The 14,109-nt window shown below is 40.2% G+C and carries 10 protein-coding genes; 1 reads left to right on the top strand and 9 read right to left on the bottom strand.

Features of this window, described 5'->3' with window-relative positions; translation table 11 throughout:
* Positions 1-586 precede the first annotated feature (586 nt).
* The 8 genes from QZ738_RS04850 to QZ738_RS04885 form a co-directional block, all read right to left on the bottom strand.
* Positions 587-1,051 (bottom strand): hypothetical protein, encoded by a 465-nt coding sequence (locus QZ738_RS04850; protein ID WP_293785212.1) that lies wholly within the window; start codon positions 1,049-1,051, stop codon positions 587-589.
* 273 nt (positions 1,052-1,324) lie between these two features.
* Entirely contained in the window at positions 1,325-2,575 is a 1,251-nt protein-coding gene (locus tag QZ738_RS04855) for a GTP-binding protein (RefSeq protein WP_293785214.1), read from the bottom strand.
* Between the two features lie 187 nt (positions 2,576-2,762).
* On the bottom strand, positions 2,763-3,668 hold the full coding sequence (gene cysD / locus QZ738_RS04860) for a sulfate adenylyltransferase subunit CysD (RefSeq protein ID WP_293785216.1): 906 nt from the start codon (positions 3,666-3,668) through the stop codon (positions 2,763-2,765).
* A 185-nt stretch (positions 3,669-3,853) separates the two neighbouring features.
* Entirely contained in the window at positions 3,854-4,552 is a 699-nt protein-coding gene (locus QZ738_RS04865) for a phosphoadenylyl-sulfate reductase (RefSeq protein ID WP_293785296.1), read from the bottom strand.
* A gap of 2 nt (positions 4,553-4,554) precedes the next feature.
* A complete protein-coding gene (locus QZ738_RS04870) occupies positions 4,555-6,066 on the bottom strand; it encodes a TSUP family transporter (protein ID WP_293785218.1) in 1,512 nt (503 codons plus the stop codon).
* Positions 6,050-6,820, bottom strand: a complete 771-nt coding sequence (cobA, locus tag QZ738_RS04875) for a uroporphyrinogen-III C-methyltransferase (RefSeq protein WP_293785220.1) — start codon at positions 6,818-6,820, stop codon at positions 6,050-6,052. The genes QZ738_RS04870 and cobA overlap by 17 nt, the downstream gene beginning before the upstream one ends.
* A gap of 118 nt (positions 6,821-6,938) precedes the next feature.
* Complete coding sequence (locus QZ738_RS04880) at positions 6,939-9,029, bottom strand: HEPN domain-containing protein (protein WP_293785222.1); 2,091 nt, start codon at positions 9,027-9,029, stop codon at positions 6,939-6,941.
* Between the two features lie 392 nt (positions 9,030-9,421).
* Entirely contained in the window at positions 9,422-9,868 is a 447-nt protein-coding gene (locus tag QZ738_RS04885; RefSeq protein ID WP_090499724.1) for an Rrf2 family transcriptional regulator, read from the bottom strand.
* Positions 9,869-10,081: 213 nt separating this feature from the next.
* Between QZ738_RS04885 and QZ738_RS04890 the strand changes: the two genes are divergently transcribed.
* Positions 10,082-11,302, top strand: coding sequence for a metallophosphoesterase (locus QZ738_RS04890; RefSeq protein ID WP_293785226.1), 1,221 nt, complete (start codon positions 10,082-10,084; stop codon positions 11,300-11,302).
* A gap of 101 nt (positions 11,303-11,403) precedes the next feature.
* Here the strand turns inward: QZ738_RS04890 and QZ738_RS04895 are convergent, their stop codons facing one another.
* A complete protein-coding gene (locus QZ738_RS04895; RefSeq protein ID WP_293785227.1) occupies positions 11,404-13,839 on the bottom strand; it encodes a TonB-dependent receptor in 2,436 nt (811 codons plus the stop codon).
* Positions 13,840-14,109 lie beyond the last annotated feature (270 nt).

A 14,109-nucleotide genomic window follows, 5' to 3' on the forward strand; every position in this document is an offset into this window, starting at 1 on the left:
GACACTTGTGCACAATGCATTTCCGTCTAACAAGGCCTTCGCACTGTGCCCCCGTTCTACTTAAATCCGGCCTAACAAATTTTTCGGATTCCACTGACCGAGCCCTATTACTGGCTTTGAAAGAAAACGGCATAGCCCTCATGAATGCAGCTGAAAAATATAACAACAAATGAATAAATTTTCAGTCCGCATTTTATTAATGGTTGTCTATTGTTTTTATTTGTATTAATGAGCTCGGCAATGCCTCGGTTTTGTTACTTTTTGATGCCAAAAAGTAAGAGCCATTCGGCGGCGGTAAGCCGAGGCAAGACTGGGCTGTATGGCATAAGTAATTAGTGACGTCATCTATATTGATTTTTATAAAATAAATTATCCCTCAGGGTGACAATGATTAGCACGCCCCCCTGAAATAAATCCGAGCCATCAGTCAGGTGACGGTTCGCGATAGAAAATAGCTTCTTGATTTCTCTACCAACGTGGCAAAAGAAATTGAACAAGGTCTTAGCGAGACGCTAAGACCAGAATCTTTGGAGTATGATTTGGAATGAAAGATCCTTCGTTGCGCTCAGGATGACACCGTTGGGGATTATTTACAATCTACTTCTGAAAAAGTAAATTTACCCGCTTCGTAATTAATGGGTTTCCCTTTAACAAAATACGATCTGCCCAAAGTGGTTTCAATCTGTCCAACCCCCATAAGGAGTTTACCATCTTTCTTTAGAAAGGCCAGTGGATTGGTAAATGCTTTTGTGGTGTCTTTGCCCGTATTGAAACGATAATCAACCAGCAAGGTATCACCATTAAACTTTCCATTGATTTTGCCGTTATTTTCGGGTTTGTCAGCATATTTTACCAACAGTGAACCGGTTACTTTACCAGATGCCATCGTTTTTACAATCATCGCTGCGCTGTCTTTTTCGAAGAAAGCAGCGTAGCAGGTTTGATTGATTACTGAATCCTTTTTTGCGGTATCAGCCTTTTTAGCTGATTGATTACAGGCAAAAACAAAGGGAATAGCTGCAAGAACAAGGTATAAGAAATTTCTTTTCATGTTGTTATAATTATGGTATAAAAGAAGATGTTCTTTTTAAACATTTCCATAAGTTAAATATACAAAAACCCTTTAATGAAAAATGGGATACCGCTGGCACCCCACTGAAATTGCTTTCACTTCAGATCAATCTAAAGCTTTCATTACTATATTTGGTTGTAATTCTATTGTTTAGGAATGATAAGATTTTAGGATCAGTTAATAAAATATTTATTTGATTATTGCTACATCTTACCTCTTCCATTTTCCATCTCACATTATCCATATCACATCTTACTCTACTGCCGCCCTGAACATGAGCGCCCCAACCGTTAAATTGGTACGGGTATCAACCAAAATAGCCGAACCGTTTGCGCGGTTATCATCATATAAATCAAACGCTAGAGCATCAGCGGTTTTCACTATCACACGACCAATATCATTCAATTTGAATTCTTCTGCAGGATGTTTTTCTAAGGTATTGATATCTACCTTATGCAGGATTTCATTGATTTTACATTTGGTAACCTTGCTGTTATGCTGAATGTTGTACATGATGGAAGTATCCAACGCACGGGTATCCATCCAGCAAAGGTCTGCTTCAATCAGTTTTGTTTCCTGCGGTAGTGCCGATGCATTTACAATGGTATCACCACGGCTAATGTCCACATCATCCTTTAAATGAATAATAACCGACTGACCGGCGTGTGCGGCAGCAAGTTCCTCATCAAAAAATTCAATCTTTTCTACAACTGAACTTGCTCCTGAAGGAAGAACGGTAACTTTATCATTTAGATTGAAGGTCCCACTCAACACACGTCCGGCATAACCACGGTAATCGTGCAGTTCTGCTGTTTGCGGACGAACCACCCATTGTACGGGCATCCGTGCCAATTGAGACCGGTCTAAGTGATCAGTATCTACCTTTTCCAAGAAATGTAACAAACTTTCGCCTTCATACCATCGCATATGTTCTGATGTTTGCACCACATTATCGCCTTTTAATGCACTTACCGGAATATAGGTTACATCAGCCAGTTTTAATTGCTGCGCCAGAATTTTGTATTTTTCTATAATGGCGCTGTAAACAGTTTCGCTATAATCAACCATATCCATTTTATTGATACAAACCACCACGTGTTTAATGCCTAATAAAGAAACAATATAGGAATGACGGATGGTCTGTTCTACCACACCATTACGGGCATCAATTAAAATAATAGCCAGATTAGCCGTGGAAGCACCTGTAACCATATTTCTGGTATATTGGATGTGACCAGGCGTGTCCGCGATGATAAACTTACGTTTTTCTGTCTGAAAGTATTTGTAGGCCACATCAATGGTAATTCCCTGTTCGCGTTCTGCCCTTAAACCATCAGTTAAAATAGCTAAATCAATTGTTCCATCATCATTTTTTCGGTTAGAGCGTTGTAAAGCTTCTAACTGATCAGCCAAAATGGAATCGGTATCGTATAACAAACGGCCGATTAAGGTACTTTTACCATCATCTACGCTGCCTGCTGTGAAAAATTTTAATATGTTCATGTTTTTTGGATATGAGATATGAGACCATAGATATGAGACAGACACAACATTAGCAAATCACACATCATCAGGCTCAAATCTCCCTTAAAAATTTTAATATGATTTATTTAGATTTGAGATAACAGACTTGAGATGCTATACAAATGCAAGGTTCTCAAATCTCACGTCTAAAATCTCAAATCTCCCTTTAAAAATATCCTCCCTTTTTCCTGTCTTCCATGGCGGCTTCAGAAACTTTGTCGTCTAAACGTGCGCCACGTTCTGAAATTTTGGAGGCACTGATTTCAGAGATAATATCATCGATCAAAAATGCGTCCGATTCTACCGCGGCGGTGCAAGACATATCGCCAACCGTACGGAAACGAACCTGTTTACGTTCTACCACATCTTCCTCATCCATATTTAAAAACGGAGAGGCAGCCATCAATTGTCCGTTGCGGGTAATTACCTCACGTTCGTGAGAGAAGTAAATGCTTGGCAATTCTATTTTTTCGCGACGGATATAATTCCATACGTCCAGCTCAGTCCAGTTACTGATCGGAAATACCCGGATATTTTCTCCTTTGTGGATTTTACCATTGTAAATGTTCCAAAGTTCAGGGCGCTGGCGTTTCGGGTCCCATTGGCCAAATTCATCACGAACAGAGAAAATACGCTCTTTTGCCCTGGCTTTCTCTTCATCTCTACGTGCACCACCAATACAGGCATCAAACTGATATTTGGCGATGGTATCGAGCAAGGTCACCGTCTGCAAGGCATTTCTACTTGCATTTTTTCCGGTCTGCTCCACAACTTTTCCCTGATCGATCGATTCCTGAACAGAACCAACAATGAGTTTTTCGCCAATTCTTTCTATCATTTGATCGCGGTAGGTAATGGTTTCTTCGAAATTATGACCTGTGTCTATATGTACCAGTGGAAAAGGAAATTTCCCCGGACGGAAAGCTTTTTCTGCTAAACGAACCAGGGTAATCGAATCTTTTCCCCCTGAAAATAACAGGGCTGGTTTTTCAAACTGACCTGCAACTTCACGTAAAATGTGAATGGCTTCGGCCTCCAGCTCATCTAAATAATCAAAATTATATGTACTCATTTTATACGTTGAAATGTTTGATTGTTGAAATGTTGGAAAGTTGCGCGCCAGCACCGTTCCTTTTTCAACTATTTGTATTTGTTATTGTTGTCAAAAATTGTGGTAGACTTTGAGTGTTCAGATATTCCAATATTTTCTTTATAAAAAATATCAACCTTTTCCCTATAAGCCTTCCGCCTTATACCTTAAGTTGCGTGTAAACCGCATTCTTTTTTACTTTGGTCTTCCCACCACCACCTTCCGGCCCTAAAATCTTCACCCGGCTGTACTGCTCTTGTACAGGGTGCGCAGCCTATGCTCGGAAAACCTTTATCATGCAAGGTATTGTATACAATATTATTTTCTTTAATGTATGCTTTCACATCATCCAAAGTCCAGTCGAAAATAGGATGAAATTTAATTAACTGGTTTCCCTCATCCCATTCCAGGTCGTGCATATCTTCGCGGTTGGCACTCTGATCGGCCCTGATGCCTGTTATCCAGATGTCGTTCCCTTTTAACGCTCTTTTTAAAGGTTCGATCTTGCGGATGTAACAGCATTCTTTTCTGTTTTCTACCGATTCGTAAAAGCTGTTGGGACCTTTCGTGTTTACCATATCCTGTAACAGTTCGTTCTGCGGATAATAGGCATGAATAGGTTTATTATAAATTTCTAATGTGCGGTTCCAAACATAATAAGTTTCCGGAAACAAACGTCCGGTTTCTAAAGTAAAAACCTTGATCGGGATATTATTGGCAAAAATTAAATGGGTAATTGCCTGGTCTTCCCAGCCAAAACTGGTCGAAAATATAATACCTCCGGCATATTCATTAGCCAAAAATTTCAGCTTATCTATAGTAGTTAAACCTTTCAGTGCTGCTTTGATCTTCTCCAGGTTCCCCATCACTATATTAATTTTAAAATAAACATAATTACGCTTCTCAAGCTTACGATCATTACAATGATCCCCACAGCAACCATAATGGTTTTTGCAGAAATTTTGTTGGATACTTTTGCGGCTATCGGCGATGCGATTGCACTACCGATAATTAAGCCTACAACGGCTTCCCAATGTTTGCCACCCAACATGGTGAAAAAAGTAAGCGAACTCAAAGTGGCGATAAAAAAGCGGCTGATTTTGACCGTCCCCAAAGAAAACAATGGATGCCTGCCGCCTGCAATCAGACTGGATAATACGATTGAACCCCAGCCGCCACCAAAAGCTGCATCGATAAAACCTCCAAAAAAGCCTAACAAACCAATTTTCTTAATTTTTTGATCGGCTTTCTTTCTTTTGATGTTAAAGGCTTTCATTAAAATAACAGCACCCAAAAACAGGGTGTAAACGGCCACAACCGGCTTAACATAAGCACTATAGTGTTCTAGTGAAGATAAAATATATGCGCCCAGTACCGCACCGATGATCGCCGGAAGAATTAAGATCTTAAAAAGTTTCCAGTTTACATTGCCCATGCGGTAATGCATCCAGCCTGCAATTCCGTTACTCATCACCTCAGAAATGTGGATCGCCATACTTGCTGATGCGGGAGGTAAACCCATAGCCAGCGAAAATGATGCCGTGGTAACACCATATGACATCCCAATGGCACCATCAATTAATGCAAATACAAATCCTGCTCCTAAAAACCAGTAAAATAATGGATCGATATTAATCAGGAATGATTGAAATTCGGGCTCGGTATTCCAAAGCGAAAGCCCGATTGCACCAAGCAGTAAAACTGCAGCCAACCAAATTAACCATTTGATATTGCGTTCTGCAAAACTCTTTTTAGGGTTAATTAAACTTTGGGTAACCTTATTCAGCTTTTTAACCTTTGCCGAGAAATCGCCATTTAAGGTTTGCCGCAAAGCACTCATGTTCTGCAGCGTTTCATCCAGTTCTGCAGGTAAACCTTCATTTAAAATCTGCTTTAAACGTTTGGCAATGGTTGGCGATTTTCCATTGGTGGAAATGGCAATTTTTAGATCGCCTTTCTGAACGATCGATCCAAGGTAAAAATCGCAAAGTTCGGGCTTATCAGCCACATTGATCAGCAGACCGCGCTCGTGCGTTACCTTCCTGATCTCGTCATTTAAAATATAGTTGTTGGTTGCGGCAAAAACGATATCAATATCATCCAGATCGTTGATATCAAAACTTTTCTGCTTCACCTTTATATGTGGATAATTTGCAATAAGTGTATAAATTTCTGGCGAGACGATTTCTGCGACAATAGTAATAGTAGCACTATGGCTGTTATTTACAATCGCTGTTAATTTCTCCAACCCAATATTCCCTGCCCCGATTAATAATGTACGCAGCTTATTCAGCTTTATAAAAACCGGAAAAAGCTGGTTACCTTTTTCTTCTTCAGAAAAAGGTGCTACATCATCAGGTTGGTTAGGCAATACTTGCATATTGTTTAATTAAGTCCTTGAATGAGGGATGCAATGATACAACTTCTCCAAAAATCAATAAAGCAGGTGCTTTAATGTTTTCCTGTTGTACCAAACTTTCGATGGTTTCCACTACGCCGACAACTAATTTTTCATCTTCTGCAGATCCATTCTGAACCACAGCGGCTGGTAAATTGTGCTTGCCTGCAGCTTTAAAAATTTCTACAATCTTAGATAGTTTTTTAAGTCCCATCAGTACCAGAACCGTGGCTTTTGATTGTGCTGCCTGATAAATATCGGCCGAAACTTCGCCAGAAGTAGTTGTTCCGGTAATTACCCAAAAACTCTCGCTCATACCGCGGTGCGTAACCGGAATCTGCTGCAAGCCCGGCACACCGATCGAACTTGAAATACCAGGAATAACACTGACCGGAATGCTATAAGAGGCGGCATAATCCAATTCTTCGTACCCTCTGCCAAAAACAAATGGATCGCCACCTTTTAAACGCACTACATGACCATAGTTTAAGGCATAATCGATCATCAATTTATTAATGGTATCCTGAGGATAAGAATGCTCACCAGAACGTTTTCCTACGTAAACCTTAATGGCTTCTGCAGGGGCATGCTCCAGTAAAGCCTCATTAGTCAAAGCATCATACAATACCACATCAGCAGTTTGCAATGCTTTAACACCTTTTAAGGTTAATAAATCCGGATCTCCGGGGCCTGCGCCTAAAAGTGTAATTCTTGATTCTATATTTTGGTTGACCATGTTTCTTTTTAATTATTCTATCTTGAAAAACTGGATAAAGAGTTGTTTAGCGCAGAGCGATTGGCGTCTGCATTTCTCAATGCTCATATCTATTGTATGAGATCTATTATCTCAAACCTCATTTCAAAGATGCCCCTCTTTTTTCCTTAATCTGATTTAAAAATTGATTGGCTTCTTCAAAATATTGCTGCGCAAACGCTGCTGTTGGTTCGTTTTTATTGATCTGTAACACCAGGTCAGAGAAATTGGTTGGTAAATTAAATTCACCCGTTTCTACATAGTGGTTATCAAATTCACGGATCACGCCAACCTGTGTGCTGCTATTTACTCCTTTATCTAATAATAATGATTTTGCTGCGCTTACGAATGCAGCATAAGTATGGTAAATAGCATCTGCATAAGCACCTTTATCTAAGTTCTGTTTCGCCCAGTCAAATTTTTCGTCCGCTTCCAGCAATAAAGTAGCCACTAAATCGATCACTACACCTGCACACTCTCCCACGCCAATGGCAGTTACAAATTCTTCCGCATGCCCCCAGTCTACAAATTCTTCTGTCTGAAGATTTGTTAAATCAGCCAGAGGCTTTAAAAGCTGATAAAAATGGTCTTTACCTTTTCGGTCATAATACTGGTGGAAGTTTTCATCGGCCAGGTTATTGGCTTTAAAATCATTTAAGATAAAGTGCAAAACACCGGTTGCTCTTTTAGAAGGTACTTTGATTACACGTTCGGCTACCCTGCCCACACCATTACCAACCGTTCCGCCGCCCAACATGACCTGTACAGCCGGCACCACTTTTCCTTCAGCTTTTACCGAACTTCCGTGAAAACCGATTTCGGCCAAACCGTGCTGACCGCAAGAGTTCATGCAACCACTGATTTTGATCTTGATGTTTTTCTCGTAAATAAACTCCGGAAAATCAGTATAAATCACATCTTCCAAAACTTCGGCAAGCGTCATTGAGTTCGATATGCCCAAATTACAGGTATCCGTTCCTGGGCAAGTAGTAATATCGGCCAAACTATCGAAACCGGCTGTAGTAAAGCCAATTTTGTTTAATGCGGTATATAGGGCAGGCAACGCTTCCTTACGCACAAATTTTAACAATAAGCCCTGGTTTTGGGTAATCCTGATTTCATCAGCCACGTATAACCTGATGGCATCAACAAATGCCCTTGCTTTATCTGTTTTGATATCGCCTACCTGAACTTTTACATAAACGCCATAAAATCCAGCTTGCTTTTGCTCCACTACATTGGTGGCTAACCAGTGTTTATAATGGGCTTCATTCAATATTTCTACCGCAGGATATTCTTGTTCTAAAGGTAAGAGTGGCTGTGGAACAGCGTTAACATCAATTTTAAATGTTTTTACTTTGTTGGCAATGCGTTCTTCCGCAACCAAACGCAGCACTTCTGCTAAGCCTAATTTCTGCACCAGGTACTTTAACCGTGCTTTGTTACGGTTGTTTCGCTCGCCATAACGGTCGAACACGCGAAGAACAGATTCAGTAAAAGGAATTAACTGATCCTCAGGCAAAAACTCGTGAACGGCATTGGCTAAAAAGGGCTGTGCCCCTAAACCACCGGCAAATAAAACCTTGAAGCCACGTTCGCCATTTTCGTTAATTTTAGGAATAAAACCTAAATCATGAATGTAGCTAAATGCGGTATCCCTATCGCTCGAAGAAAAAGAAATTTTAATCTTGCGGCCCATTTCCTGACAGATCGGATTACGCAAAAAGTAGGCAAATACTGCCTGTGCATAAGGCGAAACATCAAAAGGTTCTTCTGCATCTATTCCCGCGTTGGGAGAAGCGGTTACATTACGCACCGTATTTCCGCAGGCTTCACGAAGGGTAATATCATCCTGCTCTAACTTAGCCCAAAGCTCCGGCGTGCGGTCTAAACTCACATAATGAATCTGGATATCCTGACGCGTTGTTAGGTGTAAATTGCCACTTCCGTACTCATCGGCAATATCGGCAATACGCAACAACTGTTTAAAGGTAACCTTACCAAACGGCAGTTTAATACGCACCATCTGCACACCTGGCTGCCTTTGTCCGTAAACACCGCGAGCCAGGCGCAGACTTCTAAACTTCTCTTCGTGGATGGTTCCATCTCTGAAAGCTTTAATCTTATTCTCCAAATCGATAATGTCCTGCTCGACAACCGGATTTTCGAGTTCTGTTCTGAAACTTTGCATATGTGTTGTTAGCTTATTCTAGAAATGCTTCCCTGTTACCGAGAAGCATTCCATATTTTATACTTAAAATTATCTGTAGGCTCCTGTTACTGTGTTTTACAACAACAGCACATCATTTGCGTAGCGGTTAACTGATTAGGTATAAAATTGAAGTTCATACGCCAAATATATAAAGTATATAGGAATAGTAGTAATTTATTATGAAAAAATTTACGCTAATAAAACATCATTTCAACTAAAGCATATTGGAATGGAAAAATCCGGGTATTAAATTCAGACAGGAATACCTGCAAACTGCCAACTAATAACTGCTAACTTTCGTGAGATTATCATTTACAGCTATTGATGCACTCGTTTGGAAACGAGCGCAAGCATTATTTATAAAATAAATACTATAAATTAACGATACCGATTTTCAGGTTATCCTCACGGCCAATCACGTCTGCAATGCTGGTTTCGGTTAAAACCTTAAGCGTAGCATCTCTTACATCAATAAAAGCGCTTCTGATACCGCATGTTTTCTCATCTACACACTCATCACATTTGTGGTAAAAGTTTAAACTTGCGCACGGAACCATGGCAATCGGCCCGTCGGTTACGCGCATTACATGCACCAATAAAATATCTTCCGGTTTTTTATTGAGGCTATAACCACCACCTGCACCTTTTTTACTGTACAAGAAGCCTGCATTACGCAGATCGAGCAGAATTTGCTCCAGGAATTTTTTAGGAATATGCTCCTCCTCTGCAATTTTAGAAATCTGCATGGGCGGTTTATCTAAATTTTTGCCCAGCGCAACAAGCGCTTTTATGGCATATTTTGTTTTTTTGGATAGCATATTTGTACAAAGCTAATAAAAGAAAGTAAATTATAAAATATGCAACAGGAAGTTGATTTTAATTCAACTAACTATCATATTGATAAATATAACGCGTCAAAATAGAAATTGCTTTAATCAAAGAAGCGTAAAAATAACAGACTGTCGTAACAGGAAGTATCTCTTTGCGTTTAAATTCTATTTTATCCTGTTCCGATTTACCGATTTCTAATTATGAAAAGAAAACTCAATCCATTGCCGCTCATTATAGTCGCAATCATATTTTTATCCCTCAACGCCTATGTTTTATCTGGCCTGGGTACCCTAAATCAATCCAGCCTACTAAGTCCTATTTTTTGGGTTTTTATTATCGGTTTAACTTTTTCCTTATTATTCGCCATTCAGCAGGTGCGAATCCAAGGCATCAATAAGTTTTTCCAGATCGTCAGTCATGCTTTTCTGATTGTTTTTGCTTCAGAAATTGTCTTCGCATTTTTTCTGCTGCTCGGCGACATTTTACGATTATTGATGGCACTCGCTACCAATTTTGAACCAGGTGGATTCCATATGTCCGGGCGCAACAATTACTGGGTAGATTTTGCTTTTGTAATGTTCTGTTTAACCATTGCCCTGTTTGCATACGGCATTACTCAGGGAAAATATGCTTACCGGGTAATCAAACATACCTTATATTTTGATGATCTGCCCGTGAGCTTTGATGGTTTTACCCTGACACAAATATCGGATGTACATGCCGGAAGTTTTACCAACCCCAAGGCCGTACAAAAAGGTATTGATATGATCAACGCACAAAAAAGCGATCTGTTTGTTTTTACCGGCGATTTAGTCAACAATGCCGCTGCTGAAATTGCCCCCTACATCGGGCATTTTTCGCAGATTAAAGCACCATTCGGACAATTTTCTGTTTTAGGCAATCACGATTATGGTGATTATATCAAATGGCCCACGGAAGCAGATAAAATACAGAACCTGAATCGGTTAAAAGCTTACCACAGAGAACTGGGCTTTAAACTTTTATTAGATGAACATGTAGAACTACATCAAAATGGAGAAAAAATCATATTAGCGGGCATAGAAAACTGGGGAATTGGTTTTGGAGAACGTGGCGATCTGAATAAGGCTTTACAAAACACTAATGTTAACGACTTCAAGATTTTGCTCTCGCATGATCCTTCACACTGGGATGCGCAGGTTAAAAATTATCCCTCAAAAATCCAGCTTTCACTGGCTGGCCATACACACGGCATGCAGTTTGGCATTGAAGCTTTTGGAATTAAATGGAGTCCGGTAAAATACCGGTACAAACATTGGGCCGGCATCAAAACCGAAAATGGAAGATATCTGAATGTAAACCGAGGTTTTGGTTTTCTCGGCTTTTCGGGTAGAATTGGAATCTGGCCGGAGATTACGGTGATTGAACTGAAGAAGAAGTAAACAACAAATGCCCCGAATTGGGGCATTTGTTGTCTATAGTAGAATCGTCATTGCGAGAAGGCTTTTCAGCCGACGAAGCAATGACGATTTAGATTAAAAAATTAATAATTAAGCGTATAGGTTAAATTATACGTACGGCCGCGGCCAGCATAATAAAACGTTTCTTTCTTTGCTAAAGATTGATATAAAAACTGTGAACGCTGGCTCCAGATGGTCTGGTAGTTTTTGTTCAGCAGGTTTTGTACACCAAATGATAAACTTCCCGTAAATAACTTCACCGATCCCAGCAAATCAACAGTGGTAAAGCCTTTCAACTCATTTTGTACCACAACATTTGCAACTGTGGCATAACCTTTTGAATCAAAGGAGTGGAAAGCCTGAGCCTTTATGCCAAAAACCCTTCCATTATACCCCAGGTAGCCTGCAATTTTTGATGGACTGGCAACCGTGATATCCTGCAACGACCAGGTACCATCAGCATTTTGTTTCTGTGTTTTGATGTATAAACCGTTTACACCCGCTTCGAAGCCATTTTTCAGGTTCAATGATAACGAACCTTCAACTCCGATATTTCTAACATGTTCATCGAAAACCTCGATATTGAATGTGCTGTTGGTTTTTACATTTTTATCAGATAAGGCATAAAAACCCGCTACCTGCGCATTAAATATGCCTGTGCGGTAACGGTAACCGGCTTCGTACTGTTCTGTTTTAATACCGGTTAAAGGCGAACTTCCAACATTAATCGAATTGCCTAAATTGTAGTTGGTACCTACCAGGGTATAACTGCCCTGTCCGTAATATTTGGCAGGATCAGCTAAATTAAAGCCCTGAGACAAATTAACCCATGCCTGTTGAGCTGTGTTGATTTTAAATACCAAACCGCCGTTTAACAGGTTTACGTCGTAATGATTTTCGCCACCGGCAATAGCCGTTGCGGTTCTGCCAACGCCATAAGCCAAAGGCACCGCAGCAGCGGTACCCACAAAATCGCCCACTTTAACAAACATCCGTTGCTGACGTACACCTCCCGACAGGCTTAAGAAATCAGTTACCTTAAATTGCGCCTGTAAAAAACCAGATAAACCATTTACCCTGAAATCAGGATAACGTGCAATTGTTGCTACTGTAGTATTAGTTAAACCACCAGATGCAAAGGCTTTTGCCCTATCAAACAAAGCCTGCTGTGCGTTAAAATTTTCGTTGTCTGCATCAACGCCATAAGTAAGGTTCAGCTTGTTCCAATCTTTGTTCAATACCAGTTTTAAAGCACTGTAACTGGTGTTTTGGATAGATGAACCACTGTAAAGCCGTTGTGGTATAGCCGCCTGGCCCGGGAACGGGTGAAAGCTAAGCTCCTCACTTCTAGCAGCGGCCTGTACATACAATGTCTGTCCGCCTAAAATTTCGCTTGCCTGATAATTGGCATTGATGTTGGCTCTGTTTGTTTTTGGGTCGACATCTGACGCGTAACCGTTTCTCATTTCCAAAAGCGCCGGATTGGATAATAAGCCACCATAATTTGCCCCTAAGAAAAGGTCTTTATCACCGCGGTAACCCGAATTATAATACTGGGCATTTACAGATAGTTTTTGATAATCTGTCAATTTAAATTCAGTACTTCCAAAGAAATCAAAAGATTGGTTGTACTGTAAATCAGTTTGGGTAATATCCGTAAAAATCTGCTTTCCATCTGCACCAAAGGCGGCATTATTTTTCTGGAAAGCCATACCGATGCGCCCGCTCCAATCTTTGCTACCGCCAGAAATAGCCTGTGCTACACGTACATCGTGATCGCTTTTTTCTTTCAAACCACTACGTACACCAAACTGTGTAGTAAAACTGGGTTGACTATCCTGCCCTTTTTTCGTGATGATGTTGATGATACCACCTGTTGCACCCCCGCCATAAACAGCACTTGCACCAGATAAAACTTCGATTCTTTCAATATTAAACGGATCTATCGATTCGAATTGACGGCTTACGCCACGTGTACTGTTTAGCGATACGCCATCAATCATTACCAATGCATCCCTCCCCCGCTGGTTCTGCCCATAATTGGTACGCCCTTCGGGGCCGGCATCCAAACTTGGAATCAATTGCGCCAGAGTTTGCTTAAGGGGAACTCCGGCTCTGGCCTGTTCCTGGATTTTTGCACCGTCCACTACCCAAACGGTACCTGGTATCTCGCTTATTTTTGTCGGCTTACGGGATGAAACCACTACAACCTCTCGCATATTAGCCGTTGGACTTAAATAAAGGGTTAGATTAACGGTCTGATCTTTAACCAAACTCACTTTTTGTTGTATGGTAGTATAGCCTACATAACTTACCTGTAATTGATAGGAACCTGCAGTTAATTTAATTTCAAAGCTACCGTCAGTAGCGGTTGTAGCCGAAGCGCTTTTACCTTCCACTTTTATATTTGCTCCGGCAAGTGGAGCCGTTTCGCCCATTACCTTCCCGGTAATCGTTTGCGCTTCACTGGTAACGATAAATCCAGCAATCAGGATTATAATTAAGTATAGATTTTTCATTTTTATTTGTTTAGTGCATTAACCGAATATTTCCCGCAAAGCAATAATTTATTTAGATTAAATCCAAATAATTTTTTTGTTTTTATTTTTTTTTCAACAATAAATCATTTAACTCATTTTAATTGAATAATTTAATATCCAAATGTTAAAAATATTTTCAATATTATTTTTAATCAATCTAAATAAAGATATATCTTAGCAGTCGAGATAGGTTTGGAATTGCAACCTTTATTTTAGCCCTTTCAACCAAAAATTTAGGCTTCCTATGTC

The sequence above is a fragment of the uncultured Pedobacter sp. genome (assembly GCF_913776295.1).
Lineage (GTDB): Bacteria > Bacteroidota > Bacteroidia > Sphingobacteriales > Sphingobacteriaceae > Pedobacter.

What these genes read in the sequence shown, in the direction of transcription:
- QZ738_RS04870 (WP_293785218.1), bottom strand. Translation starts at nt 6,066, where the DNA reads ATGCAAGTATTGCCTAACCAACCTGATGATGTAGCACCTTTTTCTGAA.
- QZ738_RS04855 (WP_293785214.1), bottom strand. Translation starts at nt 2,575, where the DNA reads ATGAACATATTAAAATTTTTCACAGCAGGCAGCGTAGATGATGGTAAA.
- QZ738_RS04890 (WP_293785226.1), top strand. Translation starts at nt 10,082, where the DNA reads ATGAAAAGAAAACTCAATCCATTGCCGCTCATTATAGTCGCAATCATA.
- QZ738_RS04865 (WP_293785296.1), bottom strand. Translation starts at nt 4,552, where the DNA reads ATGGGGAACCTGGAGAAGATCAAAGCAGCACTGAAAGGTTTAACTACT.
- cysD (WP_293785216.1), bottom strand. Translation starts at nt 3,668, where the DNA reads ATGAGTACATATAATTTTGATTATTTAGATGAGCTGGAGGCCGAAGCC.
- QZ738_RS04885 (WP_090499724.1), bottom strand. Translation starts at nt 9,868, where the DNA reads ATGCTATCCAAAAAAACAAAATATGCCATAAAAGCGCTTGTTGCGCTG.
- QZ738_RS04850 (WP_293785212.1), bottom strand. Translation starts at nt 1,051, where the DNA reads ATGAAAAGAAATTTCTTATACCTTGTTCTTGCAGCTATTCCCTTTGTT.
- QZ738_RS04880 (WP_293785222.1), bottom strand. Translation starts at nt 9,029, where the DNA reads ATGCAAAGTTTCAGAACAGAACTCGAAAATCCGGTTGTCGAGCAGGAC.
- cobA (WP_293785220.1), bottom strand. Translation starts at nt 6,820, where the DNA reads ATGGTCAACCAAAATATAGAATCAAGAATTACACTTTTAGGCGCAGGC.
- QZ738_RS04895 (WP_293785227.1), bottom strand. Translation starts at nt 13,839, where the DNA reads ATGAAAAATCTATACTTAATTATAATCCTGATTGCTGGATTTATCGTT.